Genomic DNA, 26,657 nt, shown 5'->3' with positions numbered 1-26,657 from the left:
AGACGCATTTGGAGAAGGGGCAAAGACAGGAGGGTCGGAGCTTTGCGTCCTTTGCCTGTCCCGCGTGCACGCGCCTGCATTTCATCGACCTCGCCTCCGGCCAACCGATAAGCAGAGAAGGTTGACGGTGACGTTGATCTGCCGTGCCTCATGGCATGAGGTCCGCAATACTACGGCACGAAATCCGATTTACTGAAGCATGATGTTTCGCCATTGATGGCGATACACCGACATCCATTTGATTGTCACATTGCAGCACCGCCCAGACGCATGTTGTTCGACGCCCTCGTCCCGTCCTCCGCGCTCCAGCTGATCGGCTTTGCCGACGTCGATGCGTTTCGGCCGATCGAGTCGATGGAGGACGCGAGGAGCATTCCGCTCGACGTTGCGAACTTCGCGGCGGCCCGCGCCGTCGTCTCCCTGCCGGCATGCCGCATCGTCGTGATGAGATCGTTCGCGCGCATCCTCGACACCGCCTATCGGATGCCGGGCGGGATGGTAATCCTGGCGATGACCGACGACCTTCAGGCCAATTTCAGGGGTGTGGATCTCGACGCCCGCTTCTTCGTTGCACTGCGCGGCAACGATGAATGTCACTACGTCGAACCCCAGACCAATCATCACGCGATGATCATCCTCTCGCCTACCCTGCGAGACCGGGGCTGGTTCGATCGTGCCGACGATTTGCGGGCCCATGTCGCGAACCGGCCGGCCCTGCTCCACGCACGGCAGCTCCTGCTCGACATTCTGCGAACCGCATCAGTGCAGCCGCTCCTGTTCGAGACCACCGAGGTCGCCGCCCATCTCCAGGAAGGCCTGCTGCTCGCGCTCGATGATCTATTTCGGATCGACCCGCTCTCGGATCAGAGCGCCTCGGTCCAAGGTGAACGCTCGATCAAGCTCGTGCAGCGGATCGACGAATATGTCGCAGCCCATCCCACCGCTCCGATCTATACGGCCGATCTCGCCGGCGAGTTTGGCGTCTCGATCCGGACGCTCGGCGGGGCGGTCAGCAAGGTGCGCGGCATGAGCCTGCACCAGTACATTCGCCTCAAAAGACTGTGGGCGACCCGCGCCCGCCTGCTCAAAGGCGGCGGCGCCACCGTCGCCACATGCGCGCGCGCCCAGGGTTTCCATCATCTCGGTGAGTTCGCCGCAGCTTACCGCGCGACCTTCCACGAGGCGCCCTCGGACACGCTGGCCCGTGGCCGGCAAATCCGAGCGCCGATAGGCTGACGCCGCAGGCCCTTGCGACGGGGACCGGCATCAGTGCTGATACAGAACAGATCTAGAACGCAGGGCAGGCGTGGCGCGCTCGGAAGGATTCGAACCTCCGACCCTCGGAATCGAAATCCGATGCTCTATCCAGCTGAGCTACGAGCGCCCTGGCCCAGCATTGGGCCGCAACCGAGACGCGCCTGACCGCTGCTGGCGAGCCCGCACAGCGGACGGCGTTCGGATGGGTTCGAATTAGCAGAGAGGCCGACCAATAAAAAGCCCCACCCGCCTCGTTCGAGACGAGTCGAAGGTGCTCTCACCAGGTCGTGTTGAAGAGGCCGAAATGCGGCTGCTGGGCCACCATCATCGGCCGTCCCTGTTGCGGCGCCCGATGCGTCCTGACGACCTTGCGCTTGGGCTGAGCCTGGGCCGGAGAAGCCGCGGCAGCCTGAACCTGCGCTTCGGTCTTCCGGGCTGCGGCGGCGGTATCTGCCTTCGGGCCCGGCGTGAACTGGGCGAACGTCTCGCGGACCCGCACCTTGGCCGACATCTCGGCTAATGCGGGCGACATGCCAGCCTGCACTGGCGGCTGAGGCGCAACGACGGCGGCGGTCTTCATCGCAGGCGCGGCGATCGTCGGCTGGCTGGTGTCGAGCACGACACGTTCAGGCAAATGGCGATCGGACCGGATTCGGATCAGCGGCTGGTCGTTGCTCGCGGTCGCAACAGCTTGCGCCACGGGTGCTGCCGGCAGCAGGAAATCCGCCGCAAACAACAGTGTGAGCAAAGCTCCACCGACAAAGATGAAATACCGAAAGATGGGCATTGGCCGCGCTCCGCCCCCCGCATCCCCGCGTGGGCTCTTCGCCTTAACAGGCGATTCTCTAGTTGGTTCCTGGCCCAGCCCGTTCGGTTCAAATGGCAACGCCAAGTATTTTGGCCAAGACCTGCGGATGGTAACTTTTCCGCTATCCGGAAAAATGCCGCCTTTAGGCGCGGCGTGCTGCAACCAGCGAACACTTCGCCTGGTCGGCATTCACATTGACGAAGCCGACGGGAATATGCGCATAGGTCTTGCGGCTCTTCATGCTGACAGGCTCCACCAGCACACGACTGCGATCGGTGAGATGACTGCCGTCACGCCGCGCGAACGCGCAGACGATCTCGACGTCCTTTACGGCATAGTCATTGTCGTTTCGCAGCGTGAACGTCACCAGCGCCTTCGAGCCGAGGCCGCCGCGGCGCCAGGTCTGCGATGAAATCCTGAGACGACCGAGTTCTGCCATTGCCGGCGCCTGAGCTTCGGAAGCCGGCGAGCCCGCGGCTGCCGCATCGCCTGAAGGAGCCGTCTCGACGGCTGCCAGGCCGGTCGTCACCGGTTGCGCGCTATTGCCTTTGGAGAGAGGCAGCAGCATCCAAATTCCGCAACCGACAATGATCGCTGCCAGCAGCCATAGCAGGCTTCGGCCAAACGAGACGCTCGCAACCGTCACGGCCCGCGCCAATCGCTCGCCAATCCCGGCGCAACGCCTCAACCCGAACCGGTCAAGCCTAACGTTCATGGTTTTCATCACCGACAGCGGCTGAAGCACGTCCTACGACGGACTAGGCCACTGTTTCCCTTAATCGGGAACACGAACTAAGGTTCCCGCGCCATTGCGAATCGGCAAAGACGGTGGCGATCACCGGCTGGGGCCGTTAAACATGCGGCGCAACATCGAAAGACCGCGTTGGGAGAAAATGAAATGCCAGTCGTCACTTGGGATCACGTCCATCTGCGCAGCCCCGATCCGGAGGCTACGGCAGCCTGGCTGCGGGACATCCTCGGTGGCGAGATCGTGCACGCGCCCGGACGGATCGACGTGAACCTTGGCGGCGCCAAAATCTTCATCGCGCCGCTCGAGGGCGACGCCGCCGTCGGCCCGCCGCCCCCGCATCCGCATCAGGGCCTCGATCATTTTGGTCTGACGGTAAAAGACATCGACGCCGTCGCTGCCGAGATCAAGGCCAAGGGCGTCACCTTTACGCGCGAGCCGACGACGATCAGGCCCGGCGTACGCATCTGTTTCATTCGTGGCCCCGAAGGCATCTCCATCGAGTTGCTCGAGCGCGACAAGAAGTATACCTGACGCGACGCGAGCGGCATCAGGCATCGGCCTTCCGGGCGAAGCGCTGCCCGGTGGGCCTACGTCATGCTGCCGGGCATAAAGCAGCGGATGGTGACGCCCATGTAGCCGTAGATCGGCCAGACCATGGTCCGTCCGACCCGGTTCGGCTCCGAGATCACGGCTTCCTCGGGCACGTCCACCCAGACGAGTTCCTGCGGCTGGCCGTCGATGGCGGAGCCATAGCGCGGGACGCGGACACGATAGTGCCCGTCCTTGCTGTCCCAGTCGGAGTCCGAGAGCGCCGAGCCGTCGGCGTCGGAGCAGCAAGGCCCCTTGCCGCTACGCAAGCCGTCGAACCAGGCCTTCAAATCCGCATTGGTGTTGACGAACTGGCCACGGTCACGCGCGTGCCCGAAGGGGGCCGCGAGTGCAATCAGGCCCAAGGCGCACGCCAGTCTTGTCACGCCTCGCCAGCGTGTCGCGCTGCCGATCCGCCGTCGTTCGCATTTGCGATTCGTGGGACGCGCACTGTACAGACGCGGCTCATCGCCGCTGGAATCGATCCAGTTGCTCACGTTCGTCTTGCTCCAGCACTCCGCGGCCAGTGCGACAATGGTTATGCATTTCGCGGGCCAACTCCGATTCGCAATCATCAGACCGTCACGACGGCGTCACGCACAAGCCGGGACAACTACGGCTCGCGACGGCAGGCTCCCGCCACCCGGCAAAAGTGACGCGTTGCGCCGGCGGACGCGCTTTGGCATAAATGCTCTACCGGTTACGCCATTGGGCGATGGCGGCCGACCTGCGGGACGTTATGAAGAACGGCCTCTATTCGATTCACGTGACCCTGCTCGACGGTCGAGTCGGCAAGGGCAGTGGCGTCATCCTTTTCCGCGACGGCAAGATTCTTGGCGGCGATGCCTACCTCTATTACACCGGCAGCTACACGGTGAAGGACAACAACACCTTCAAAGGCGAGGTCCTGGTGCAGCGCCACACCTCGCCGCGCGGCGACGACAATCCGCTGTTCGGCGGCCCCGCCCCGGTCGGCATCGGCGTCAGCGGCACCTTCACGGAGACGCGCGGGGAAATGACCGGCACGGCGCTGGTCGGCAAGGCCAGCCAGATCTTCGGCGCGACGCTGCACAGGCTCGCCGACGTCGATTAGGGCGTGCCGCCATGAGTCACGACGCGCGGTCCAAATTCGTCCGCAGCAGCCTCCTGACATCCTGAGCAATAGATCGTATGCAGTGAGGATGCCTGGATCGTGGACATATCGCCCATGGGCACGTGACGGGGCGATCGAGCTCGGCCAACTCGCGGCGGCACAGGCGGTCGCGCTCGCCTGTCACGTACATCCGGATGTCCAGGTTGCCGCCGTCAGCGAAGGATGGCGCATGTACGCGACCACGGTCGGAGAGTTCCGCGCCATCGCGGGCGATATCGTCGTCATCCCTGCAGGCGTACCGCACGCCTCGCACGGCGGCGCCGGCTCGATCGTCAGCCATCTCTATCTACCGAGCGATCATGCGGCGGTGAGAGGGATCTCGGGGCCCCTCTGCATCCGCAACTCGCGGGCAACCTTGCCGGACGAGATGCTCGACGCGATCGGCTCGCACGATCCGTGCCCGAGACGTCTCACGCGGCCGGCCCGATGTGCCGCGCTGACGGAGATGGTTTCGTGCGACGATCTCGCCATCCGCACGATCGCGGCACGGCAGGGTCGATCGACAGATGGCTTCATTCGGCTGTTCAAGCGCGAGGTTGGAATGACCCCCGCCGCCTATCGTCTTGCGCTGCGACTGGCATCGGCACGCTCGCGTTTGAAGCGCGGCGACACTGTCGCTGACGTGGCTTATGCCGGCTCGTTCTCCGACCAGAGCCACCTGGGTCGCCTGTTTCGACGCGCTTACGGCGCAACGCCTGCCGCCTACCGTTCAGCGTTCGCGGATTGAGACGGTCGATTTCGTTCCAGACGTGAATTGGCCCCGGGCGCTAAGCTGGCCCCACCTCTCCATGCCACTGCGAGCCGCGCATGAACCTCCTGGCACCTTTCGTGGTCCTGTCCGCAGGCCTGAGCCTCGCGTTTCAGCAGTGCTGAACGCCAGTCTTGGCAACGCCATGCAATCCGCGAGGTGGGCGGCGTTCGTGAGTGATCTTGGCGGGACAATCGCGTTGCTGCTGGTTCTGGTCGCCGTGCGCGAGCCGATACCCGCTGCCGCCCTGGCCGGACGAGCTCCTTTGATCGCATGGACCGGGGGAATTTTCGGCGCGATCTTCATCGCGACCAGCATCCTCATGGTGCCGCGCCTCGGCGTGGCGACGGTGTTGACGTTGATCGTCGTGGGTCAGTTGCTCGGTTCGTTGGCGTTCGACCACATCGGCATGTTCAGCCTGCCGCATCATCCGATCACGTTGACACGCATTTTGGGCGCCGGGTGTCTCATCCTGGGCGCGGCTCTCGTTCGCGGGTAACGATCGCCGAAGCGCTGCGCGCTAATGAAGCCAGGACGTTGTCATTCCGCCGCCTGTTCGAGCGGCGCTATGCGCGGCAGGATCATCTGGACGCGCGTGCCGCCGCCCGGCTCGGAATCGAGATCGAGCCGGCCGCCGAGCCGGTTGGTGACGATGCTGTAGACGATGTGCAGGCCGAGGCCGGTGCCGCCCTGGTCGCGCCGCGTCGTGAAGAACGGATCGAAGGCGCGGCGGCGGACGTCGAGCGACATGCCGCAGCCATTGTCGGAGAAGATGATTTCGACATTGTCCTTGCCGGACTCGCGCACCTGGATGTCGATGGTCCCCGGCCGGCCGTCCGGGAACGCATGCGCCACCGAATTGAGAAAAAGGTTGGTCAGCACCTGGCCGTACGGGCCGGGATAGCTGTTCATGGTGAGGTCCGGCTGACACTCGACGTTGAGCGTCAGATTGTGCTTGCGCAGGCCGGGTCGCAGGCTCAGCACCACCTGCTCGGTGAGGTCGCCGAGGTCGAAGCTGCGCTGGTCCGAATAGTTGCGGTCGGCCGCGACCTGCTTGAAGGACTGGATCAGCTCGGCGGCGCGGTTGAGGTTGGAGACCAGCTGCGAGGAGGCGTCCCGGCTGGTGTTGAGGAAGTCGTTGAGCGTGGAGCGGCGGAGCTCGCCGCGCTCGACCTCGGCCGTGAACATCGCGGTCTTGCGCTCCAGCGCGGAAGCGACCGTGAGGCTGATACCGACCGGGTTGTTGACCTCGTGCGCGACGCCAGCGACCAGGCGCCCGAGCGCGGCGAGCTTCTCCGCCTCGATCAGCGAGGCCTGGGTCTCGCGCAGATTGCGCAGCGCGGTCTCGGCGGCTTCCTTGGCTTTCCGCATCTCCTGCTCGCCGCGCTTGCGCTCGCCGATGTCGAGCGCGACGGTGACGATGCGCTCGATCTCGCCTTCGGCGTCGAGCAGCGGCAGCTTGTTGACCAGCCATTGCCGCATGTTGCCGGAGGCGTCCTTGTACTCCTCCTCGTAGAAGCCGAGTCCCTTGCGGAGCTTGAGCACGCGCTTGTCGCTCTCGTCGGACTTGGCCGCGCCGTAGCGTGACATCAGGTCGGCGGTGGTGCGGCCGAGCGCGTCGCCCGGCTCGATGCCGAAGATGCCGGCCATGTAGCGGTTCATCAGTACGTAGCGCAGGTCGCGGTCCTTGACATTGATCACCGCGGGCACGGTGTCGATGACTTGCTGGAGCAGGCGCCGGCCTTCGGCGATGGCGTCTTCCGCCCGCTTCTGGTCGGTGATATCGCGCAGCGTGCCCTCGTAGCGGACGATGTTGCCCTGCTCGTCCCGCACGCCGGTGGCGCTGTCGGAGAGCCACAGGATATTGCCGCTGCGCTGGCGCACCTGATATTCGAACTCGCGCACCATGCCGTCGCGCGCCATCAGCCGCTGATATTCGGCACGCGCCTCGGGGTGGACGTAGATCGTGTGGGCGATGTCATTGATGCTGTCGATAAGGTGCTGCGGGCTGTCATAGCCCATCATCCGCGCCAGCGCCGGATTGGCGTTGAGGAGATCGCCGGCCGGTGTCGTCACGTAGATGCCATCGACCGAGCCTTCGAACAGTTTGCGATAGCTCTCCTCGGCGAGGCGCTGCTCGGTGAGCGCGCGCACCGCCGCTTCGCGCGCGGTGTCGGCCTCCTCGAGCGCGCGGCGGAACACCTCGGCCGCCCGTGCGATGTCACCGATCTCGTTGTCGACGTCGGCGGACGGGATCGACGTGTCTTTCTGGCCCGCCGCAAGCGCGCGAATGGAGCGCGCGATCTGGGCGAGCGGACGGACGGTCCTGCGCACCACGAACAGCGCGGCGCCGATGCCGATCAGCACGCCGACCGTGCCGAGCACGATGCTCTGCCAGCGCGCCTCGGTCAGCGTGCGGGCAAAATCACGCGACAGCACGTGGCCGCGCCGGGCGCTGACCTCGCGCAGCAATTCGGTGACGCGGCCGATCAGCCGGCCCTCGGTGCCCAGCACCTCGCGGTCGATGTCGGCGATCTGCCGCTCGCGGACGGCGACCGCCATAATCGCCTCGGCGTAATCGTTGACGGCCGACCTCAGCTTGCCATCGGCGATGTCCATCGCCCGCATTCCCTCCGCGGCCTGCTCGGCCGCGGACGGGTTGCGCGCCAGCAGTCCGAGCGCGATGCGGCTCTGCGCCTCGGACAGGCGGGAGGCCAGCTCGCGGTCCGCAGTGCCGGCGACGGCCGCGTCGAACCGGTCGCGCAGCGGCGGCAGGCCGGCAAGCAATTGGGCGCGGCGGTCGATCAGGGTCGAGATCCGCTCCAACCCGGTTCGGTAGGTCGCCAGCCGCTCGGTGACCCCGTCGATCATGTCCTGCTGCTCGGGCGCGAGCTCGATGCGGGTCTTCTTCAGGATGTCACTTAAGGCGGAGGCCGCCTCGCCCACCTGCTGGAACTGGATGCCGGCGCCGGGATCGGTGACGAAGTCGCGCGCGGCGAGGCGCAATTCGTTCATGCGGCGGTCGATGTCCTCGGCGAGATCGCCAACGCTCTGGAGCCGTTGCAGCTCGGCGAAGGTGGTGTCGATATGCCGGATCGCGATTACGCTCGCGGTCGATGTGACGATGATCACCGCCAGCACCAACAGGAAGCTGCCGAAGGTGAGCTGGCCGATGGAGAGCGAGAACGTTCGCTTTTTCTCAGGGGTCGGCGTCAATTCGGCGGACATTGGTGTTTGGGGGACCGGGCTGTTGGAGGTCCAATATACGACGTATTGCGCCCCCGGGGGAACATGCCTCTGGCCGCCGAATATCCTTAATATCGGGGGCCTGCCGCCCCTCCTCCGTTTCGAACTAAGAGCTTTTGACGCTTGTCCGCCGCCGGGCCGGGATCGTCATGGCGGCAACGCCGAGGACGACGCAGGCCAGCCCGATCCAGGCGGTCCGGCTCAAGGTCTCACCGAGGAAGGCGACGCTGATGGCAACCCCGATGGGGACGCGCAGATAGGCCTGCGCGGTGGTCCCGACCGAGCCCAATGTCTGGATCAGGCGGAAATAGATCGCAAACGCTGCTGCGGTCGAGAACACCGCGAGCGCCAGCAGTGCCAATATGGACGCCAGCGAGGGCGACAGCGTCCAGGGTTGCTCGATGACGAGCGAGGCCGGGATCAGCACCGCCGCGCCCGCCAGCAGCGAGCCGGCGGCGGGCGCCATGGGATCGAGCCCCTTAAAACTGCGGCCGAAGATCGCGGCGCAGGCATAGCAGATCGTTGCGGCCACGATCGCCGCCTCCGCCAGCAGGCCGCTGCCGATGTCATGGAAGGCATCGACGCCGACGATCAGCAAGATGCCGGCCATGCCGGCGACTACGCCGAACAGCTTGCGCGGTGTCGTCGCCTCGTGGCGGGTGACGGCCGCCGTGAGCACGAAGGTGAAGATTGGCCCGGCCGAGTTGAGGATGATCGCGAGCGCGGCATCGACATGGCGCTCGCCCCAGGCAATCAGCGTCCAGGGAATGACGCTGTTGAGCACGGCCTGGAACGCGAAGCGCTGCCAGGTCGCGGCATCCGTCGGCATCCTGATGCCCCGCAACCACATGACGGCCAGCAGCAGGAGGCCTGCAATCGCGGTGCGCGCCGCAATCAGCGTGATCGGCGGGATGGTGGCGACGCCGAGCTTGATAAAGGTGTAGGAGCCGCCCCAGAGCGCTGCGAGCACGACCAGCAGCGCCAGCTCGGCGGCGATGTTGGTACCCTGCCGGTTGTCCATGCGTTGCGTCCCGTCCATTCGCAATGAACGGAACCTAGCGCGTCCGCAGCCGCCGATACTTCGCTTGGTGTCGAACTATCCTAGCCGACCGCCCCGACCTCGAACACCTCGCCGTCGTAGCCGGCCTCGCGGGGAATGCGGAGCTGGCGGCCGGTTTCGGTCTTGGTCATCACAGGCATGACCGTGACGATCGACATCCCGCGGGCGTGCTCCAGTGCGGCACTCACGCTGCCCTGCTTGGCAAGCCGGATCAGATTGCGCGTGGTCGGGAATGGCAGCTTGAAGCGGCCGCTCTCGCCGCCCTCCACCGCCTCGCGCGGCGAGACCCAGATCGAATCCGTGGACTCGCGACCATCATGGGCGCCGAGCTGGTCCGGCGGTGCGGCGGCGAGGAAGAACCAGGTGTCGAAGCGCTTCGGCATGCCCTCCGGCGTGATCCAGTGCGCATAGGGTACGAGCGTGTCGAGCGCGAGCTGGAGGCCGTTATCGGCCAAAATGCTCATGAAGCTGACCTTGTGCTCGTTGAGCGCGACGCGATGCGCGTCCGCGATCTCGCCGGCACGCTTGGCGTCGACCGGCGCGCCCGAATCCTTCGATCGCGCCAGCAGGATGCCGCTCTCCTCAAAAGTCTCGCGGATCGCGGCGATCCGAAAACCGCGGTCCGCTTCGCTGAGGCCCTCGCCGCCCGAGTAAAGGTTGGAGCGGGCGACGATCTCCTTGTCGCCGGCATCGACGCTGCCGCCGGGAAACACCAGCGCGCCCGAGTTGAACTCGATCTGATGATGGCGGACCATCATGAAGACTTCGATCTCGTCGCGGGCCTTGCCGTCGACACCCATGCCGTCGCGCAGCAGGAGAATGGTCGAGGCAGGGCGTGATGCGGCAGCTTCAGCCATGCGACTAACCTGCGGCGCTGGATTGCGGGCCGAGATTGGCGCGCTTGTCGACCCGGGCGACGCGCGACAGCAGGTATTCGACCTCGGCCTTCGCCGCCGGCGTGATGGTCGCGCCGGGCTTGCGCTGCGCGCTGGAGGCGATGATGCCGCGCTTCTGCAGCACGTATTTGCGCACGGCAAGGCCGGCGCCGGGCTGCTGCTCGTAGCGGATCAGCGGCAGATGCGCGTCGAACAAATCATGCGCGGCGTCGCGCTTGCCCTCCTTCGAGAGGCGCACGACGTCGATCAGAAGCTCAGGGAAGGCATAGCCAGTCATGGCGCCATCAGCGCCGCGCTCCATCTCGAAATCCAAAAAGAGCCCGCCATTGCCGCAGAGGATCGAGAGCGGACGGAGCGATCCGTCCTTCTGGAAATTGCGCAGGGTCGAGATCTTTTCCAGCCCCGGCCAGTCCTCGTGCTTGAGCATCACGCAATTCGCATTGTCCGTGACGATCTTGCGGATCACTGCAGGCGTGAACACCACCGAGAGGGTCAGCGGATAGTCCTGAAGCACCCACGGCACATCCGGTCCGATCGCCTCGGCGGCCTGCTTGAAATAGCCGACGATCTGGTCGTCGGTACGGAGCGAGGGCGGCGGCGCGATCATGACGCCGGCCGCGCCCGCATCCATCGAGGCCTTCGCCAGCGAGCGCATGGTGGCAAAACCCGGCGCGGAGACGCCAACGATCACCTGCATCTTCTTGGCGCGCTTGACGAAACGCACCGCGACCTGCTCGGCCTCGGTGGCATCGAGCTTCGGCGCCTCGCCGAGAATGCCCAGCACCGTGACGCCGTCGCAGCCGACCTCCTCGTAGAAATCGGTCAGGCGGTCGATCGAGCGCTCGTCGATCCGGCCGTCGTCGTGGAATGGCGTCGGCGCGATTGCGAAGGTGCCCTTGGCGTCGGCGGTGAGTTTCATCGTCTTCCTTGTTTCTCTCTGTCGATGGCTAAAACCGCCGCGCCCCCATCTTGATCTGCTCCTCGGAGAAGAAGATCTCCTTGGCGTGATCGACGATGTCCTGGGCCTTCCAGCCCGAGTGTGGCGGTTTCCAGCCTTCCATTTCCATCATCCGCATTTCGCGCACGCCGCGGGGCCCGGACACGCCCAGCACCTTGCCGGTCTGGTCGCCCGACAAATCGCTGACCATGTATAGCACGGCCGGTGCGATGCCGTCCGGCCCCAGCGCCGCCGAGGGGTTCTCCTTATAGCGGGGCAGGTCTGCGGTCATGCGGGTCAGCGCGCCCGGGGCCAGCGTCCAGATCCGGATGTTGTACTTGCGGCCTTCGATCGCCAGCACGTTGGACAAGCCCCAAATGCCGCCCTTGGCCGCGCCGTAATTGGTCTGGCCGAAATTGCCGATCAGGCCCGAGGTCGAGGAGGTGTTGACGATGACGCCGCCGCCGTTTTCCCGCATCCAGCGAAACACCGGCAGGGTGCAACAGAAGGTGCCCTTCAGGTGCACCTTGATGACCTTGTCCCAGTCGGCCTCGGAGGCTTTTGCGAAAGTCTGGTCGCGCAGGATGCCGGCATTGTTCACCAGGATGTCGGCGCGGCCAAAGTGCTTGATGGCGTCGTCGAACACCGACTGGCCGCCTTCCATGGTGGAGATGTCGGCGCCGTTGGCGACGGCCTTGCCGCCCTCCGCCTTGATCGCGTCGACCACCTGCTGCGCCATGGACTTGTCGGCACCGGAGCCATCGCGGGGCCCGCCGAGGTCGTTGACGACGACCGACGCTCCTTCCCGCGCGAACAGCTTTGCATAGGCCTCACCGAGCCCCCCGCCGGCGCCGGTGATCAGCGCAACCTTGCCGTCGAGTAATCCCATGGTGGCGTCTCCCTGTTTGTTTTCTTGTGTCCCGGACGCGATGCAGCGTGAAACGCTGCGTCGCAGAGCCGGGACCCAGTTCTTTGCGGCGTTCTCTGGGCCCCGGCTCTGCAGCGCATCACTACGCGCTGCGCTGCGTCCGGGGCACGAGACCGCGCTAACCCAACACCGTCTTGCCGTTCTTGATCACTGTGACGCCGCGCGACTTCACCTTGGCTTCGAACGAGATCACGTTGCCGTCCTTCCAAAGGTCCATGGTCACGGTCTCGCCGGGATAGACCGGGGAAGAGAACCGCGCGACGTGCTGGCGGAAAGCGCTCGCGTCGTAGTCGGCATAGGTCTGCAGCACGCCGCGGCAGGTGATGCCGTAGGTGCACATGCCGTGCAGGATCGGGCGCGGGAAGCCGGCCTTTTTGGCAAACTCGGGATCCGAGTGCAGCGGGTTACGGTCGCCGCAGAGACGATACACCAGCGCCTGGTCGGGGCGCGTCGTGATGTCGATGGTCTTGTCGGGGCTGCGCGACGGAATCCTGTGCGGATCGGGCTGCGTCAGGTTCGGCCCGGCAAAGCCGCCGTCGCCGCGGGCGAAGCGCGAGGCGACCAGCGTTGCCAGCTTCTCGCCCTTCTCGTTCTTCAGCACCGTCTGGTGGCTGATGACGACGCCCTTGTCCTTGCCCTTGTCGTAGACCTCGAGCACGGACGAGTCGGCGGTGATGTTCGCGGCCACCGGCAGCGGCTGGTGGAAGGTGATGTCGCGCTCGCCGTCAACCACCATCACGCGGTTCAGATTCATCTCGCCGGGACCCGAACCCCACGCCGCGACAGAGGCGAAGGTCGGCACCACCTTCAACGGCCGCGGCGTCAGCGTGCCCTCGTTGACGAAGGCGAGCTCCTTCTCATCCATGGGATCGGCGCCGAGCCCGATGCCGTAAGCGTAGAGCATCACCTCGCGGTCGGTGTAGGCGTATTTCTGGCCGATGTTTTTCAGGCCTTTGAGTTCTTCGTATCTGGCGGACATTTTCTGGTTTCCTCTGGTTCACATCCTCATGATGAGGAGGCGCTCTTGCGCCGTCTCGAACCATGAGGATGCCCGCACTGTCTTCTTCGTGGCCATCCTTCGAGACGCTTGCTTCGCAAGCTCCTCAGGATGAGGACCGCACTACACCGGCGTGAAGAACGGCAGCGGTGCGCCGTCGGTCGGCTTGAACACCACCTTCACCTTCTGGCCGATCTTCAGCTTCTCGAGATCGCAGTCGACGAAATTGGTCTGCACCGACGGCCCCTCTTTCAGCGTGACGTAGCCGATCGCATAGGGACCGGTCGGCGACTTCCGCATCAGGCTGTAAGTGTAGATCGTGCCCTCACCCGAAGCCTCCTCCCACACCGTCTTGTCGGAATAGCAGAACGGACAGATCGAGCGCGGGAAGTAGTGCGCTTCGCCGCAGGCGGTGCAGCGCTTGATCATGAACCTGCCCCCTTTCGCTGCGTCCCAGAACGCCGCAGTCTCGGGGTTGGTCACCGGCGCCGGATACTTCTTCACTTCGCTCATCACACGCGCTCCAGAATGGCGGTCGAGGCGGCGTGGCGAACACCCAAGAGGCCGCCGGTGCCGTGGGCGATGGCCAGATCGCAATTCTTGACCTGCACCTTCGGATGCGCCTCGCCGCGCAGCTGCCGCACGGCCTCGAGGATCTTGGTCATGCCGCCGCGGTTGACGGGATGGTTGCTGCAGAGGCCGCCGCCATCGGTGTTGAACGGCAGCTTGCCGACGCCGGAGATCAAATTGCCGTCGGCGACGAAGTTGCCGCCCTCGCCCTTCTTGCAAAAGCCGAGGTCTTCGAGCTGCATCAAGACGGTGATGGTGAAGCTGTCATAGATCGAGGCGTATTTGATGTCCTTCGGCGTGATGCCGGCTTCGTCGAACGCACGCGGGCCGGACCAGACGCCGGCGGAGTACGTGAGGTCGAGATCCTTGCCGCCGCGCGGGCCCTTCATGGCTTCGCCATGGCCGATCAGGCGCACGAGAGGCTTCTTCAGGCTCTTGGCGATCTCGGGCGTCGTCACGATCAGCGCGCCGCCGCCATCGGAGACCACGCAGCAATCCAAGCGGTGCAGGGGATCGGAGATCATCGGCGAGTTCAGGACGTCCTCGACGGTAACGACGTCCTTGAGCATCGCATGCGGATTGTATTGCGCGTGATGGGAGGCCGCGACCTTGATCCAGGCCAGCTGCTCGCTCGTGGTGCCATAGTCGTGCATGTGGCGCATGGCACACATGCCATAGGCATTGTGCGTGGTCGCGCCGTAAGCGGACTCGAAATCGACCTCGGCGCCAGCGGCGCGCGGCGGCATCACGCCGGTGCGCGGCTTGCCGGCCAGCGTGATCAGCGCGATCGAGCACTTGCCCGCGGCGATCGCCTCAGCCGCATGGCCGAGATGGATGATGTAGGAACAGCCGCCGGTCTCGGTGGAATCGACGTGACGAAGCTTCTTGGTGTTCAGGCCGAGATAGTCGACCATCGGCCAGGCGCCGCCGGGCGCATCACCCGCGCAGAAATAGCCGTCGACATCGTCCTTGGAGAGCCCGGCATCCTCGATCGCGCCCTTGGCGACCTCGGCATGGAGCTGGGCGGTGGATTTGTCCGGCGCATGCCGGGTCGGGTGTTCAAAAATCCCGGCAATGTAGGCCTTGCCCTTGATGGTCAAACTTCAGGTCTCCGCTCGCGTTTCTTCTTGGCTCTTTTTTCTGAACCGCGGGGGCCTGATTGGCAAGCGCGGAAATATTCCGTCGGGCGAGAGGGCAGCGGGTCGGCGCAACTGCCTATCCCGTCATCCTGAGGCGCGAGTGGTGCGATGCAAGGCATCGCACCGGGAGCCTCGAAGGATGCACGGCCGAGCTGCCTCCGCGCGGCTACAGCCGGGCCGTCGTCCTTCGAGGCTCGCCGAAGAGGCTCGCACCTCAGGATGACGGTCATGCATTGCTCGCTCGCTGCCCCCCGTCGTCATTGCGAGGAGCCCTTGCGACGAAGCAATCCAGAGTCCCTCCGCGGAAGGATTCTGGATTGCTTCGCGGAGCCTGTCATCGGGCCGCGCTTCGCGCGGACCCGGTGGCTCGCAATGACGGAGTTCGTGAGCACTGACAGCGCTCTTTCAACTCAAAACGCGTTCCCAGACACACCTCCGCATCCTCGCGGCGCGTTTCGCCCGAGCTTTGCTTTCCGTCTTGCTCCCTCTGGGAACAGAGGGCGCAGGGAAGACCGGGTGCCGGCTGGGCACCCACGCTCCGCTGTGCGCGAAATGCGCGAAGAACAGATGCACAGCGGCATACAGGTGAAGCCAAACATCCGGCCTTCCCTGCGCAGTGGCTTTACGGCTTATGTCGCGCTCTCCCCGGGGAGCGATGCACTATTGCCCCCGTCGCCTTGCGAGTGATCGCAAGACTTGACGCACAGACCCCGGGCGTCAGGACCACACGATTTTGCCGTACGCGAGACCGCGCCCGTCGTACACGCGAGACAATCCGCTCGCGCGACGCAGCCCGCGTCCACCGCCGCTCACCCCGCGTTTCGTGACGATCGCGATACGCCCCTCTGACTGGGATGAGGTGAGCGATAGCTACGACAATTCCGAATTTCGGTAAAGTGGAATATTTTTCCGCTAGCGGATTGACCCATGGCATGAGTGTTTTGCCCGACGGGCAACGCAAGGGGTGGTGCCGTAGGGTGGGCAAAGGCGCAACGCGCCGTGCCCACCATCTCGCCGAGATCAATCCTGAAGACGTGGGCACGCTTCGCTTTGCCCACCCTACAGGACTACCTACTCCGCCGCGATCTGCCTTGGTGCCGGCGGCGGGTTCGCCAAATCCGCGGCGAGCTGGGCGTAGCGGGCCTTGGCGTCGTTCACCGCCTTCTCCTTCACCGGGCCGTAGCCGCGGATGCGGTCCGGCAGTGACAGGAGCTCGACGGCGGTGTCGTGCGTGACCGGCGACAGCAGGCCGAGCACGGTTGAGACGTCCTTCTCGTAGCCCGCGATCAGGTCGCGCTCGAGCTTGCGGTCGGCGCTGCGGCCGAAGATGTCGAACGGGGTGCCGCGCAGGAATTTGAATTTTGCCAGCACGCGGAAGGCGTTCAGCATCCACGGGCCGAAGGCGCGCTTCTTCGGACGACCCAGTGCGTCGACGCCGCTGCTGAGGATCGGCGGGGCCAGATTGAAGGTGAACTTGAAGTCGCCCTCGAACTGGTCGCGGAGCTGCTGCTCGAAGGCGCCGTCGGTGTAGAGGCGCGCGACTTCATATTCGTCCTTGTAGGCCAGGAGCTTGGCGTAGTTCACCGCGACCGCGCGCGGCAGTGCATCGCCATAGCCGCCCTTCACCGCGGCATCGCGAACCTGGTCGACCAGCTTGCGATAACGCTTGGCGAGACGGTTGTTCTGGTAGGCGGTGAGGTGCTTGGCGCGATGCTCGATGACCTCGTCCAGCGTCATCGCCTCCAGGGTCTTGGGCGCGACGACCTCGTTCGTCCCCTTCAGCATGTCGGCAAGGCGCTTGGGGTCGGCGACCGCGAGGCGTCCGAGGCGGAAGGCCTCCTTGTTCATCTTGATCGAGACGCCGTTGACTTCGATGGCCTGCTCGATCGCTTCAGCCGACAGCGGGAACAGCCCCTTCTGATAGGCATAGCCCATCATCATCATGTTGGTGGCGATGGCATCGCCGAGCAGCTGCTCGGCCGGTCTGGTGAAATCGAAGAATACGGAGTCCTTGTGCAAGGCCGTCTCCAGCACCGCGTTCAGCTTGCGGGTCTGGAAGTTGAAGTCGCGGTTGAGGATGAAGTCGGCGGTGGGGATGACGTGGCTGTTGATGATGCCGTGCGTGCGGCTGGAGTCGCAGAGCGAGATCGTGTCCTTGGCTACAGCGACCACTTCATCCGCGGCGAGCACGAGATCGGCCGTTCCGGTGACGATGCGCGAGCAGGTCACCTCGGCCGGATGATCTGATAGCCGCACATGGCTGAGCACCGCCCCGCCCTTTTGCGCCAAGCCCGACATGTCGAGGATCATCGAGGCCTTGCCCTCGATATGAGCGGCCATGCCGAGCAGCGCGCCGATGGTGAGCACACCGGTGCCGCCGACGCCGCCGACCGCGATGTTGTAGGGCTTGTCGAGGGTCGGGCGCGAGGCCGGCTCCGGCAGCGCCCCGATCTCGCTGAGCTCCGCCGGCGCGCCTTGGCGCGGCGCACCGCCGTCGATCGTGACGAAGGACGGGCAGAAGCCCTTGAGGCAGGAATAGTCCTTGTTGCAGGAGGACTGGTTGATGGCGCGCTTGCGGCCGAACTCGGTCTCGAGCGGCTCGACCGAGATGCAGTTCGACTGCACCGAGCAGTCGCCGCAGCCTTCGCAGACGGCCGGGTTGATCATCACCCGGCGCGCCGGATCTTCCATCAGGCCGCGCTTGCGGCGGCGACGCTTCTCGGCCGCGCAGGTCTGCACGAACACGATCGCAGACGTGCCCTTGTATTCGCGGCACATCTTCATGACGTTGTCGAGCTCGTCGCGGTGATACTTCTTCACGCCGGGCGCGATGGTGTCGGCCGGGTAAACGTCAGGGTTTTCCGAGACCAGATAGAGCTCGCGGATGCCTTCGGCGTGGAGCTGCCGGGTGATCTGCTGCGGCGAGAGATCGCCGTCATGGCGCTGACCGCCGGTCATGGCAACAGCGTCGTTGTAGAGGATCTTGTAGGTGATGTTGGCCTTGGAGGCGATCGCCTGGCGGATGGCGAGAATGCCCGAATGGAAATAGGTGCCGTCACCGAGATTCGCGAAGATGTGGTTCTCGTTGGTGAAGGGCGCGATGCCGACCCAGGGCACGCCCTCACCCCCCATATGCGTGAACGTCTCGGTCGAACGATCCATCCACAGCGCCATGAAGTGACAGCCGATGCCGGCAAGCGCGCGGCTGCCTTCGGGGACTTTCGTCGAGGTGTTGTGGGGACAGCCGGAGCAGAAATAGGGGGTGCGGGAAACCGGCGCGACCGCCTGCATCTGCGTGGCCTGGCGGCCGTTGAACCAGTCGGCCTTGACGCGGAGCATTTCCGCAATTTCAGGGTTGAGATTAAGTCGAAGCAGCCGCTCTGTGAGCGAGGTCGCAAGCGAGGCGACGCTGAGCTCGGCGGCGAAGGTCAGAAAGCGCTTGTCGTGCTCGTCCATCTTGCCGACGATGCGCGGACGAACGTCGTCACGCCAGTTGAACAGCTCCTGCTTGACCTGGTTCTCGACGATCTCGCGGCGTTCCTCGACGATAAAGATCTCTTCAAGCCCGATGGCGAACTGGCGCACGCCTTCCGGCTCCAGCGGCCAGGGCATGCCGATCTTGTAGAGGCGCAGGCCGATCTTGGCGGCGACCTCCTCGGTGATGCCGAGCTCGCGCAGCGCCTGCCGTACGTCCTCATAGCTCTTGCCCGACGCCATGATGCCGAAGCGGGCGTTCGGCGAATCCATGGTGATGCGGTTGACCCTGTTGGCGCGCGCAAAGGCGATCGCGGCAAAGCCCTTGTAGTCCTGCAGGCGGCGGTCCTGCTCGAAACGGTCGTCGGGCCAACGCAGATTGAGGCCGCCGGGCGGCAGCTCGAAATCGGAGGGGATGATGAAGGGCTTCATCTCGTCGGTGAGGTCGATCTCGGCGGTGGTCTCCACCGTCTCCGTGATCACCTTCATGCCGACCCAGCAGCCCGAGTAGCGCGACATCGCGATGCCGAGCAGGCCCATCTCGATCATCTCGTGAATGCTCGACGGGTAGAGATACGGCATCAGCGCCGAGATGAAGGCATGGTCGGACTGATGCGGGACGGTGGAGGATTTTGCGCCGTGGTCGTCGCCGGCGAGACACAAGACGCCGCCGTTCTTGGCCGAGCCGGCGGCATTGCCGTGGCGGAACACGTCACCGCAGCGGTCGACGCCGGGGCCCTTGCCGTACCAGATGCCGACGACGCCATCATATTTGGCGCCGGGCGAGAGGTTGAGCTGCTGCGAGCCCCACACGGCAGTCGCGGCCAGATCCTCGTTCACGCCGGGCTGGAACTTGACGTTGTACTGTTCGAGGTGTTTTCGCGCCGCGAAGAGCTGCTGGTCATAGCCGCCGAGCGGCGAGCCGCGATAGCCGGAGATGAAGCCTGCAGTGTTGAGGCCGTTGGCGCGATCGCGCCGGATCTGGGCCATGGGCAGGCGCACCAGCGCTTGAATGCCGGTGGTGAAGACGTGTCCAGTTTGCTGGGTATATTTCTGATCGAGACTGATCGGACCCTGGTTGATGCCCATGCTGTCCTCTTCCACCCTTCCTGGCGTTTGGCCACTTAAGCCGTTGCCTGCCCGTCGTTTTTAGCTAGGGCGCGCCGACGACCTCCGCCACTTTATGTCGGATATTTAACGCTCCGCATCACAAATCTCGGCCAAACGAAGCGCCGGGTAAAAATCGCAATTTCGTGGCCTGAAACACGCTAGGCATTTTCAATTTGTGTCACCATACCCCCGCCGTCGCGAAATGAATTGATGCCCCGTCATGCCGGATGCGGGCGATTGGTCGCAGGAGAGGCTTTCGATGCGGACGATTCTGGTTGGCTCGGCTCTCGTGGGTTTGGCGTTGTGCAGTGCAGTTGGAAGCGCGGCCCGCGCCGCCGGGCCCTCGCCGGAGCTGATCGCCTACGGCAAGACGCTGGTCGAGGCCGGTGGCTGCGCGGGCTGCCACACCGCCGATCCGGCCAAGCCGTTCGCGGGCGGAAAGCGCATCGATACGCCCTTCGGTGCGATCTATGCGCCGAACCTGACACCTGACCGCGATACCGGGATCGGCGCCTGGACCGATGCCGATTTCACGCGAGCCTTGCGCTATGGCGTCGCGCCTGATGGTTCGAACTATTATCCGGCGTTTCCCTATCCCTATTTCACGCGCATGACGAAGGACGACACGCTGGCGATCCGCGCCTACCTGGGAACGCTGGTGCCCCTAGCTAACCGCAACAAGCCGCCGGAGCTGCGCTGGCCGTTCGGCTATCGCGGCCTGATGCGGGTCTGGAACTATCTGTACTTCAAGCCCGGCCTGTTCGAGCCGGACCAGAGCCAGAGCGCCGCGTGGAACAGAGGCGGCTATCTCGTTACCGGTCTTGGTCATTGCGGCGCCTGCCATACGCCGAAGAACTATTTTGGCGTGGACAAGCAGGCGCAGGCGCTGTCCGGCAGCGAGATCGGCGGCTGGTATGCACCAAGGCTCGACGGCGCCGCCCGCACCGGGCTGAAGTCATGGAGCGCCGACGATATCACCGAATATCTGCAAAGCGGCCGCAACGCCAAAAGCCATGCCGGCGGGCCAATGGCGGAGGTCGTCGTCAACTCGACCTCGAAGATGAGCGATGCCGATGCGCAAGCGATCGCGGTCTACCTGAAGAGCCTGCCGCCGACGCGGCGCGAGACCATCGTGACGCCCCCTGACGATGCCGAGATGAAGGCCGGTCAGGCGGTCTACGCAAAGCTCTGCGTCGCCTGCCATGAGGCCGACGGCACAGGCAGCCCGCGGATCTATCCGCCGCTGCCCGGCAACGCGCTGCTGCAATCGATCAATCCGTCCTCCACCTTGCGCATCATCCTCGACGGCGCCCACACCGTGACGACGCCGCGCGCGCCCAACACCGGCGAGATGCCGGCTTATGCCAAGCAATTGTCCGACGACGAGATCGCCGCGGTGACGAACTACATGCGCAATTCCTGGGGCAATGCGGGTCCGCTGGTGACGCCGTCGCAGGTGGTGAAGGCGAGGAAGCAGGAGGAGTAGATCACCGTTGCCTCCTCACCGTCATTGCGAGGAGTTCTTGCGACGAAGCAATCCAGACTGCCACCGCCGAGGGATTCTGGATTGCTTCGCGGAGCCTGTCATCGGGCCGCGCTTCGCGCGTCGGCCTCTCCCCGCGAGCGGGGCGAGGCGAAGAGAGTGCGCTATTTCTTTTCGTCTCCCGTGAACACGAATTTCGGCATCTCCCATCTGTAGCGCACCGCGAGCAGACGGAAGCTGAGGCCGAGCACGAAGGTCAAGATCGTCCAGAGCTCGGCATTGAGATTGAGACCGAAGGCGGTGGCGTAGAACAGCCCGGTCACGACCGAGACGCTGGCGTAGAGCTCGGATCGGAACAAGAGCGGCACGTCGTTGCAGAGCACGTCGCGCAGCACGCCGCCGGCGCAGCCCGTCACCATGCCCGAGACGATCACGATCGGCAGCGAGGCATCCATCTGCCAGCCGACGTTGCAGCCGATCATGGTGAAGACGACGAGGCCGATGGCATCGAGAACGATGAAGGCGAGATGCAGCCGATGCACCAGCCGCGCGATCAGGATCGTCAGCAGCGCCGCCCCGCCCGGCAGCGCGAGGTAGATCGGGTTGGCGACCCATACCAGCGGATAGTGCCCGAGAAACAGGTCGCGCAGGGTGCCGCCGCCAAGCGCAGTCACACAGGCGAGGAGACAAACGCCGACATAGTCCATGCTGCGCCGACCAGCGGCCAGTGCCGCCGTCATGCCCTCCGCCGTCAAGGCGACGAACGCCAGAAGATGCAGCACGCTGTCGGTCGGCGGCAGGCTCCACACGGATTTGTTCCCCGGTCTCGCCGCGGAACTTAGTCCACGGTTCCCTGGACAGGTTCCTGATTCCCGAGGCGGGAGCAACATGCGACGAAAGCATCAAGCGCCGGGAACGGAATCTCGCATCCACGGGTTGTCCTGCGGCAATAACCGAGGAGACCAATCGATGGCTGACGACCGTTTTCCCAACGATCCGTACCGCCCGAACCTCGCCGACGATGAGTATCTTCGCGCGGCGCGCCGGGATGCCGACCTTCAGGCCGATCCCGAGCTTGGCGAAGGCCCCGCCTCCAGCGGCAAGGTTGCGCTGTTCGCCGTTGCGATTGCGCTGGTGCTGGGTGCCGTGTTCTACGGCCTGAATAATACCAGCACGACCAACCAGGCCACCAATCCGCCGGCCTCGCAGACTGCGCAGACGCAGCCGACCAATCCCGCCGCGCCTCCCGGCATGCGCGACGTCACGCCGCGCAACAACACCGGGCCGGGCGTGACCACGGGTGCGGCACCGAGCAAGCCGGCCCCGGATACGCAGACGCCGTCTGACGGCGCGAAGTAGAGGTAACACGATAGCTGTCGTCGCCCGGCTTGACCGGGCGACCCAGTACTCCGAGACAGTCGTGGCTAAATCGAGAAGCCGCGGCGGACTGGATGCCCCGCCCCCGTGCGCAATTGCGCACGAGGGGCATGACACCGAGAGGATGCGAGAGCGGCGGGACCTCAGATCCCGCCGCTTTTCGTTTGGGTCAGCTGAACATCTTGTTGAGCTCGCCGCCGGAATAGCCGTTGCCGAGCTCGGTGAAGGTCCCCTGCTCCGCCATCTCCTTCGCCGCGCGCATGAAACCGCCCCAGGCGGCGCGGGCGAGCGAGCCGCCGACGCTGATGCGGCGCACGCCGAGATCGGCGGCCTCCTGCAACGACAGGCCGGCGCCGCCGATCAGGAGATTGAACGGCTTTGGATGCACCGCCTTCACCACCGCCGCAATGTCCTCGCGGCTCTTCAGGCCCGGCGCATAAAGGCAATCGGCGCCGGCGTCCGCATAAGCGGTGAGCCGGTCGATGACCAGCTTGAGGTCGCTCACACCCCACAAATACGCCTCGCAGCGGCCGACCAGCAGCGTGCCGCTGTCGCCGATGGCCTTGCGCGAGGCCTTGATCCGCTCGACCGCGAGCGCGCGGTCGTAGAGCGGCTTGGCCTTGTCGCCGGTGGAATCCTCGATCGAGAGGCCGGCAACGCCGGTACGCACGCAGCGCTCGACATTGTCGGCGACCTTGTCCGGCTCGACGGCAAAGCCGCCCTCGAAATCCGCGTTCACGGGGATGTCGACGGCGGAGCTCAATGCTGCCAGATGCTGACAGACGTCCTCGACACTGACGTGGTTGTCGGCTTTGCCGATGGTCCAGGCAAAGCCCGCGCTCGATGACGCAATCGCCTTGAAGCCGAGATGCTGCAATGCCTTGGCGCTGCCGACGTCGACCGGATTGGGCAGGATGAAGCAGCCGCTCTCGTGCATCTTCTTGAAGGTCGCGCGCTTGTCAGCGGTTGTCACGTGCATGTTTCTCTCCCTTATTGGCCGCGAAGACATAGGCGCGCATTCAGGGCAGCGCTAGTAGCGCGCCCGTCAGCATTAGTGCGCGTCGTGCACCGCGCGGCTGTCCTTCGGCGCCTGATCCCGATCGTTCATGCCATAGTCACGGATGACGCTGGCAATGCGCAAATGATAGTCGGCGAATATCTTCGCCCTGCCCTTGGCCTGGGTGCGGCGATGCTCCATCGTGTTGCGCCAGGCCTCGACGGCCGCCTCATCCCGCCAGAACGACACCGACAGGATCTTGCCCTTCTCGGTCAGGCTCTCGAAACGCTCGACCGAGATGAAACCGTCGATGGTTTGCAGGAGCGGCTTCAGGTCGGCCGCGAGGTCGAAATAGTCCTGGCGGTGTTCCGGCTTCGGCCAGACTTCGAAGATCACGGCGATCATGGGCGTCTCCTGCTAACGATGTCGTGGCCTACAATACCACTTTACGCAGGAAGGTGCGCTCTTCCGCGAGGATGAACTTGTTCTCCTCGGCGAAATGGAAATTCGCCATGCCTTCGGCGTCCTGCCGCAGCCGCGCACGATAGGCCTCATAGGCGGCCAGGCTCTCGAAGGTGATCAACGCGAAGGCGATGTTGTTGGTCCCCTCATGCGGCATGAAATAGCCGATCAACTCGCCACCGCACTTCGGGATAATGGTGAGCCAGCGTTTCGAGTATTCCTCGAATTGCGCGCGCTTGAACGGATCGAGCTGGTAGCGGATGAAGACGGTGACGGACATGATGGCTCTCCTGTTTCCACATCGTCATTGCGAGCGCAGCGAAGCAATCCAGGAATCCCCCCGCGGAAACATCTCTGGATTGCTTCGCTGCGCTCGCAATGACGACGCGGTGAGAGACTACGCCCTTGCCCTACCACAATGCTTCGGCTACCATCGAAGCATGAAATCAGGTCCTGACATCGCCATGGTCGCTTCGCTGGTCGGCGATCCCGCCCGCGCCAACATGCTGACCGCGCTTATGAACGGCCGCGCGCTGACCGCGAGCGAGTTGGCGCAGGAGGCCGGCATCACGCCGCAGACCGCGAGCTCGCACCTGTCGAAGCTCGAGGCCGGCGGCCTCGTCGAGCCGGAGAAGCAGGGCCGGCACCGCTACTACCGCCTCACCGACGACGACGTCGCCGGCGTGCTCGAGGGCCTCGCGGGGCTTGCCGCGCGGACCGGCCACATGCGCATGCGCACCGGGCCGAAGGATCCGGCGTTGCGGCGCGCGCGGATCTGCTATGATCATCTCGCCGGCGATCTAGGCGTGCAGATGCTCGACACCATGCGCGCGCGACAGCTGGTCAGGCAGAAGAAGCAGGAGATCGAGCTGACGGCCGAGGGCGAGCGATTCCTCGCCAAGCATTTGCAGATCTCGCCCGACATGCTCACTCATCCGCGCCGCCCGGTGTGCAAGGCCTGTCTCGACTGGAGCGAGCGGCGGCATCATCTCGCCGGCACGCTGGGGGCCGCCATGATGCAGCGCTTCGCCGAACTCAAATGGGCCGCGCGCGACGCCACGCCCGGCAGCCGCGTCGTGAATTTCACCCGCACCGGCGAGAAACAATTCGCCGCGCTGTTCGGCAACGGGAAGGACTGATCACGCAAGCTGCGTGACGGCACACAATCCCGTGTGAACTCCCCCTCTCGTCATGACCGGGCTTGACCCGGAAAGCCACGTCTTTATTGCGGCTGGCACGTGGATGCCCGGGACAAGTTCGCGAAGACGCGCTTCGCACTTTTGCCCGGGCACACCGGAGACCTCAATGAACCGCATCTTCTCGGCCGCACTCGCCGCCGCCCTCTTCAGCATCCCGCTTGCATCCCGCGCCGCCGACACCGCGCCGCGCGAGCCCTATGGCGTCGCACTCGAAGGCTTTGCCTATCCCTATCCCGTGCACCTCTTGCCGCTCGTCAATGACGGCGAGCAGCTCAGCATGGCCTATATGGACGTGGCGCCCGCACAGCCGAACGGCCGCACCGTCGTGCTGCTGCACGGGCGCAATTTCCCGTCGAGCTACTGGGGCCCCGTAATCAAGATGCTGAGCGAGGCCGGCTTTCGCGTCGTGGTGCCGGACCAGATCGGCTTCGGCAAATCATCCAAGCCGGTCGGCGAGCTTCACTTCGACACGCTGGCGCGCAACACGATTGCGCTGCTCGATCATCTCAAGATCGACAAGGCCGACATCGTCGCCCACTCGCTCGGCGGCATGCTGGGCGTGCGCACCGCCCGCGCCTATCCGGACCGTGTCGCCCATCTGGTGCTGACCGCGCCGATCGGACTCGAGGACTACCGCCTCTACGTGCCGCCGACGCCGACGGAAAAGATGATCGAGACCGAGGACAAGCTCACCGCGGAGGGCTATCGCAAGCAGCTGCAGACCAATTATGCGATCAAGCTGCCGCCGGAGGCGATCACGCCGTTCATCGATGCCCGTTTCAACATCAAGGGCAGCCCCGACTATCCGCGCTGGCTGCGCGCCTTCGTCAGCTCCGGCCAGATGATCTATCGCGAGCCAGTGGCGCACGAGATCCCGCTCATCACGCTGCCCACGCTGTTCGTGATGGGCGCCGACGATCACAACGCCCCGGGACGGCTGAACGCGCCGGAGGCGCTGCGCGCCAACATGGGGCAGAACGCCGAACTCGCCAAAGCGCTCGCCGTGAAGATGCCGAATGCGCGGGCCGAGGTGATTCCGGACACCGGCCATCTCGTCTTCCTGGAGGCGCCGGAGAAGTATCGGGAGTTGGTGCTGGACTTTCTTGGCCGCTAGCGCGTTTTCGAGCGAAGTGGACACCGGTTCGCGTAAAGAAAGCGCGTCAAACAAAGAGTCTAGCGCCATCGCTGTCGCCTGAAGCCGTATGCGGAGGAAACGTTCATGCCGCATTCAGGTCATGATTGGCAGGATTGCATCGCGACGTGTCGGCACGCCCAGATTTAAGTATCGAATCGTGTCTTTTGATTCATTGTGCGCCGCAAGCGCCATCCCCCTAAGCCTGCCCCAAGGACCAGAAGGAAGATCAAATGAAATATCTGTTTGCCGCCGTCATGCTCGCCAGCGCAGTCGTTGGTTTCAGCGAGGCGGCCAGCGCCGCCGGCGGCTGCGGCCCGGGCTGGTACCGCGGCCCCTATGGCG

At 64.8% G+C, this 26,657-nt stretch carries 26 protein-coding genes and 1 tRNA gene; 10 read left to right on the top strand and 17 right to left on the bottom strand.

From position 1 onward, the window contains the following. Window positions 1-270: 270 nt before the first annotated feature. Complete coding sequence (locus CWO91_RS27570; protein ID WP_165405741.1) at window positions 271-1,236, top strand: AraC family transcriptional regulator; 966 nt, start codon at window positions 271-273, stop codon at window positions 1,234-1,236. Between the two features lie 71 nt (window positions 1,237-1,307). Here the strand turns inward: CWO91_RS27570 and CWO91_RS27565 are convergent. From CWO91_RS27565 to CWO91_RS27555, 3 genes are all read right to left on the bottom strand, one after another. Beyond that, window positions 1,308-1,384 (bottom strand) — tRNA-Arg (locus tag CWO91_RS27565). A 150-nt stretch (window positions 1,385-1,534) separates the two neighbouring features. After that, complete coding sequence (locus CWO91_RS27560) at window positions 1,535-2,044, bottom strand: hypothetical protein (RefSeq protein ID WP_130218016.1); 510 nt, start codon at window positions 2,042-2,044, stop codon at window positions 1,535-1,537. Between the two features lie 163 nt (window positions 2,045-2,207). Beyond that, a complete protein-coding gene (locus CWO91_RS27555) occupies window positions 2,208-2,633 on the bottom strand; it encodes a hypothetical protein (protein WP_245471376.1) in 426 nt (141 codons plus the stop codon). Window positions 2,634-2,963: 330 nt separating this feature from the next. Between CWO91_RS27555 and CWO91_RS27550 the strand changes: the two genes are divergently transcribed. Continuing rightward, window positions 2,964-3,347 (top strand): VOC family protein, encoded by a 384-nt coding sequence (locus CWO91_RS27550; protein WP_130218012.1) that lies wholly within the window; start codon window positions 2,964-2,966, stop codon window positions 3,345-3,347. A gap of 56 nt (window positions 3,348-3,403) precedes the next feature. On the opposite strand, the gene CWO91_RS27545 is transcribed toward CWO91_RS27550, so the two are convergent. Next, window positions 3,404-3,901 carry a hypothetical protein gene (locus tag CWO91_RS27545; protein ID WP_130218010.1) on the bottom strand — a complete coding sequence of 166 codons (498 nt, stop codon included), beginning with the start codon at window positions 3,899-3,901 and terminating at the stop codon, window positions 3,404-3,406. Between the two features lie 242 nt (window positions 3,902-4,143). Between CWO91_RS27545 and CWO91_RS27540 the strand changes: the two genes are divergently transcribed. The 3 genes from CWO91_RS27540 to CWO91_RS27530 all read left to right on the top strand — a co-directional run bounded on the left by CWO91_RS27540 (window position 4,144) and on the right by CWO91_RS27530 (window position 5,804). Further along, complete coding sequence (locus CWO91_RS27540) at window positions 4,144-4,497, top strand: GrlR family regulatory protein (protein ID WP_165405743.1); 354 nt, start codon at window positions 4,144-4,146, stop codon at window positions 4,495-4,497. 88 nt (window positions 4,498-4,585) lie between these two features. Further along, the gene (locus tag CWO91_RS27535; protein ID WP_130218008.1) at window positions 4,586-5,284 is read left to right on the top strand and encodes an AraC family transcriptional regulator; all 699 of its coding nucleotides are present in this window, start codon (window positions 4,586-4,588) and stop codon (window positions 5,282-5,284) included. Continuing rightward, on the top strand, window positions 5,187-5,804 hold the full coding sequence (locus tag CWO91_RS27530; protein ID WP_349643592.1) for a DMT family transporter: 618 nt from the start codon (window positions 5,187-5,189) through the stop codon (window positions 5,802-5,804). Before CWO91_RS27535 ends, CWO91_RS27530 begins: the two co-directional genes overlap by 98 nt. Before the next feature lie 41 nt (window positions 5,805-5,845). Here the strand turns inward: CWO91_RS27530 and CWO91_RS27525 are convergent, their stop codons facing one another. The 9 genes from CWO91_RS27525 to CWO91_RS27485 form a co-directional block, all read right to left on the bottom strand. Next, window positions 5,846-8,533, bottom strand: coding sequence for a PAS domain S-box protein (locus tag CWO91_RS27525; RefSeq protein ID WP_130218006.1), 2,688 nt, complete (start codon window positions 8,531-8,533; stop codon window positions 5,846-5,848). Window positions 8,534-8,657: 124 nt separating this feature from the next. After that, window positions 8,658-9,572 carry a DMT family transporter gene (locus tag CWO91_RS27520; RefSeq protein ID WP_130218004.1) on the bottom strand — a complete coding sequence of 305 codons (915 nt, stop codon included), beginning with the start codon at window positions 9,570-9,572 and terminating at the stop codon, window positions 8,658-8,660. Window positions 9,573-9,652: 80 nt separating this feature from the next. After that, a complete protein-coding gene (locus tag CWO91_RS27515; RefSeq protein ID WP_130218002.1) occupies window positions 9,653-10,468 on the bottom strand; it encodes an NUDIX hydrolase in 816 nt (271 codons plus the stop codon). A 4-nt stretch (window positions 10,469-10,472) separates the two neighbouring features. Continuing rightward, on the bottom strand, window positions 10,473-11,426 hold the full coding sequence (locus CWO91_RS27510) for a dihydrodipicolinate synthase family protein (protein WP_130218000.1): 954 nt from the start codon (window positions 11,424-11,426) through the stop codon (window positions 10,473-10,475). Between the two features lie 28 nt (window positions 11,427-11,454). Beyond that, on the bottom strand, window positions 11,455-12,333 hold the full coding sequence (locus CWO91_RS27505; protein WP_130217998.1) for an SDR family oxidoreductase: 879 nt from the start codon (window positions 12,331-12,333) through the stop codon (window positions 11,455-11,457). 157 nt (window positions 12,334-12,490) lie between these two features. Further along, window positions 12,491-13,351 (bottom strand): MaoC family dehydratase, encoded by an 861-nt coding sequence (locus CWO91_RS27500; RefSeq protein ID WP_130217996.1) that lies wholly within the window; start codon window positions 13,349-13,351, stop codon window positions 12,491-12,493. A gap of 141 nt (window positions 13,352-13,492) precedes the next feature. After that, window positions 13,493-13,882 (bottom strand): Zn-ribbon domain-containing OB-fold protein, encoded by a 390-nt coding sequence (locus tag CWO91_RS27495; RefSeq protein WP_130217994.1) that lies wholly within the window; start codon window positions 13,880-13,882, stop codon window positions 13,493-13,495. Further along, window positions 13,882-15,039 (bottom strand): thiolase domain-containing protein, encoded by a 1,158-nt coding sequence (locus CWO91_RS27490; RefSeq protein ID WP_130217992.1) that lies wholly within the window; start codon window positions 15,037-15,039, stop codon window positions 13,882-13,884. The genes CWO91_RS27495 and CWO91_RS27490 overlap by 1 nt, the downstream gene beginning before the upstream one ends. Window positions 15,040-16,149: 1,110 nt before the next feature. Beyond that, window positions 16,150-19,641 (bottom strand): indolepyruvate ferredoxin oxidoreductase family protein, encoded by a 3,492-nt coding sequence (locus CWO91_RS27485; RefSeq protein ID WP_130217990.1) that lies wholly within the window; start codon window positions 19,639-19,641, stop codon window positions 16,150-16,152. A gap of 280 nt (window positions 19,642-19,921) precedes the next feature. Here CWO91_RS27485 and CWO91_RS27480 point away from each other — a divergent pair, with 280 nt between their 5' ends. After that, on the top strand, window positions 19,922-21,148 hold the full coding sequence (locus CWO91_RS27480) for a cytochrome c (protein WP_130217988.1): 1,227 nt from the start codon (window positions 19,922-19,924) through the stop codon (window positions 21,146-21,148). 161 nt (window positions 21,149-21,309) lie between these two features. On the opposite strand, the gene CWO91_RS27475 is transcribed toward CWO91_RS27480, so the two are convergent. Next, window positions 21,310-21,954 (bottom strand): trimeric intracellular cation channel family protein, encoded by a 645-nt coding sequence (locus tag CWO91_RS27475; protein WP_091894686.1) that lies wholly within the window; start codon window positions 21,952-21,954, stop codon window positions 21,310-21,312. A gap of 160 nt (window positions 21,955-22,114) precedes the next feature. Here CWO91_RS27475 and CWO91_RS27470 point away from each other — a divergent pair, with 160 nt between their 5' ends. Next, window positions 22,115-22,504, top strand: a complete 390-nt coding sequence (locus tag CWO91_RS27470; protein ID WP_130217986.1) for a hypothetical protein — start codon at window positions 22,115-22,117, stop codon at window positions 22,502-22,504. Window positions 22,505-22,691: 187 nt separating this feature from the next. Here the strand turns inward: CWO91_RS27470 and CWO91_RS27465 are convergent, their stop codons facing one another. The 3 genes from CWO91_RS27465 to CWO91_RS27455 form a co-directional block, all read right to left on the bottom strand. Further along, window positions 22,692-23,501 (bottom strand): isocitrate lyase/PEP mutase family protein, encoded by an 810-nt coding sequence (locus tag CWO91_RS27465; protein ID WP_130217984.1) that lies wholly within the window; start codon window positions 23,499-23,501, stop codon window positions 22,692-22,694. Between the two features lie 72 nt (window positions 23,502-23,573). Further along, window positions 23,574-23,924 carry an antibiotic biosynthesis monooxygenase family protein gene (locus CWO91_RS27460; RefSeq protein ID WP_130217982.1) on the bottom strand — a complete coding sequence of 117 codons (351 nt, stop codon included), beginning with the start codon at window positions 23,922-23,924 and terminating at the stop codon, window positions 23,574-23,576. Between the two features lie 28 nt (window positions 23,925-23,952). Then, window positions 23,953-24,261, bottom strand: coding sequence for an NIPSNAP family protein (locus tag CWO91_RS27455; protein ID WP_128941192.1), 309 nt, complete (start codon window positions 24,259-24,261; stop codon window positions 23,953-23,955). A 160-nt stretch (window positions 24,262-24,421) separates the two neighbouring features. On the opposite strand from CWO91_RS27455, the gene CWO91_RS27450 reads away from it, so the two are divergent. The 3 genes from CWO91_RS27450 to CWO91_RS45515 all read left to right on the top strand — a co-directional run. Then, window positions 24,422-25,120 (top strand): winged helix-turn-helix domain-containing protein, encoded by a 699-nt coding sequence (locus tag CWO91_RS27450; protein ID WP_165405740.1) that lies wholly within the window; start codon window positions 24,422-24,424, stop codon window positions 25,118-25,120. A 166-nt stretch (window positions 25,121-25,286) separates the two neighbouring features. Continuing rightward, window positions 25,287-26,294 (top strand): alpha/beta fold hydrolase, encoded by a 1,008-nt coding sequence (locus tag CWO91_RS27445; protein WP_130217980.1) that lies wholly within the window; start codon window positions 25,287-25,289, stop codon window positions 26,292-26,294. A gap of 251 nt (window positions 26,295-26,545) precedes the next feature. Continuing rightward, on the top strand, window positions 26,546-26,657 hold a 112-nt coding region (locus tag CWO91_RS45515; protein WP_433995579.1), incomplete at its 3' end, for a GCG_CRPN prefix-to-repeats domain-containing protein.

This window comes from Bradyrhizobium genosp. SA-3 (genome assembly GCF_004212635.1).
Lineage (GTDB): Bacteria > Pseudomonadota > Alphaproteobacteria > Rhizobiales > Xanthobacteraceae > Bradyrhizobium.
The sequence above is the reverse complement of the archived record's forward strand: the minus strand, read 5'-3'. Positions and strand labels throughout refer to the sequence as shown.

What these genes read in the sequence shown, in the direction of transcription:
- CWO91_RS27535 (WP_130218008.1), top strand. Translation starts at nt 4,586, where the DNA reads ATGCCTGGATCGTGGACATATCGCCCATGGGCACGTGACGGGGCGATC.
- CWO91_RS27560 (WP_130218016.1), bottom strand. Translation starts at nt 2,044, where the DNA reads ATGCCCATCTTTCGGTATTTCATCTTTGTCGGTGGAGCTTTGCTCACA.
- CWO91_RS27530 (WP_349643592.1), top strand. Translation starts at nt 5,187, where the DNA reads ATGCCGGCTCGTTCTCCGACCAGAGCCACCTGGGTCGCCTGTTTCGAC.
- CWO91_RS27510 (WP_130218000.1), bottom strand. Translation starts at nt 11,426, where the DNA reads ATGAAACTCACCGCCGACGCCAAGGGCACCTTCGCAATCGCGCCGACG.
- CWO91_RS27550 (WP_130218012.1), top strand. Translation starts at nt 2,964, where the DNA reads ATGCCAGTCGTCACTTGGGATCACGTCCATCTGCGCAGCCCCGATCCG.
- CWO91_RS27485 (WP_130217990.1), bottom strand. Translation starts at nt 19,641, where the DNA reads ATGGGCATCAACCAGGGTCCGATCAGTCTCGATCAGAAATATACCCAG.
- CWO91_RS27450 (WP_165405740.1), top strand. Translation starts at nt 24,422, where the DNA reads ATGAAATCAGGTCCTGACATCGCCATGGTCGCTTCGCTGGTCGGCGAT.
- CWO91_RS27505 (WP_130217998.1), bottom strand. Translation starts at nt 12,333, where the DNA reads ATGGGATTACTCGACGGCAAGGTTGCGCTGATCACCGGCGCCGGCGGG.
- CWO91_RS27520 (WP_130218004.1), bottom strand. Translation starts at nt 9,572, where the DNA reads ATGGACAACCGGCAGGGTACCAACATCGCCGCCGAGCTGGCGCTGCTG.
- CWO91_RS27515 (WP_130218002.1), bottom strand. Translation starts at nt 10,468, where the DNA reads ATGGCTGAAGCTGCCGCATCACGCCCTGCCTCGACCATTCTCCTGCTG.
- CWO91_RS27495 (WP_130217994.1), bottom strand. Translation starts at nt 13,882, where the DNA reads ATGAGCGAAGTGAAGAAGTATCCGGCGCCGGTGACCAACCCCGAGACT.
- CWO91_RS27540 (WP_165405743.1), top strand. Translation starts at nt 4,144, where the DNA reads ATGAAGAACGGCCTCTATTCGATTCACGTGACCCTGCTCGACGGTCGA.
- CWO91_RS27555 (WP_245471376.1), bottom strand. Translation starts at nt 2,633, where the DNA reads ATGCTGCTGCCTCTCTCCAAAGGCAATAGCGCGCAACCGGTGACGACC.
- CWO91_RS27525 (WP_130218006.1), bottom strand. Translation starts at nt 8,533, where the DNA reads ATGTCCGCCGAATTGACGCCGACCCCTGAGAAAAAGCGAACGTTCTCG.
- CWO91_RS27455 (WP_128941192.1), bottom strand. Translation starts at nt 24,261, where the DNA reads ATGTCCGTCACCGTCTTCATCCGCTACCAGCTCGATCCGTTCAAGCGC.
- CWO91_RS27445 (WP_130217980.1), top strand. Translation starts at nt 25,287, where the DNA reads ATGAACCGCATCTTCTCGGCCGCACTCGCCGCCGCCCTCTTCAGCATC.
- CWO91_RS27570 (WP_165405741.1), top strand. Translation starts at nt 271, where the DNA reads ATGTTGTTCGACGCCCTCGTCCCGTCCTCCGCGCTCCAGCTGATCGGC.
- CWO91_RS27465 (WP_130217984.1), bottom strand. Translation starts at nt 23,501, where the DNA reads ATGCACGTGACAACCGCTGACAAGCGCGCGACCTTCAAGAAGATGCAC.
- CWO91_RS27500 (WP_130217996.1), bottom strand. Translation starts at nt 13,351, where the DNA reads ATGTCCGCCAGATACGAAGAACTCAAAGGCCTGAAAAACATCGGCCAG.
- CWO91_RS27480 (WP_130217988.1), top strand. Translation starts at nt 19,922, where the DNA reads ATGCGGACGATTCTGGTTGGCTCGGCTCTCGTGGGTTTGGCGTTGTGC.
- CWO91_RS27470 (WP_130217986.1), top strand. Translation starts at nt 22,115, where the DNA reads ATGGCTGACGACCGTTTTCCCAACGATCCGTACCGCCCGAACCTCGCC.
- CWO91_RS27460 (WP_130217982.1), bottom strand. Translation starts at nt 23,924, where the DNA reads ATGATCGCCGTGATCTTCGAAGTCTGGCCGAAGCCGGAACACCGCCAG.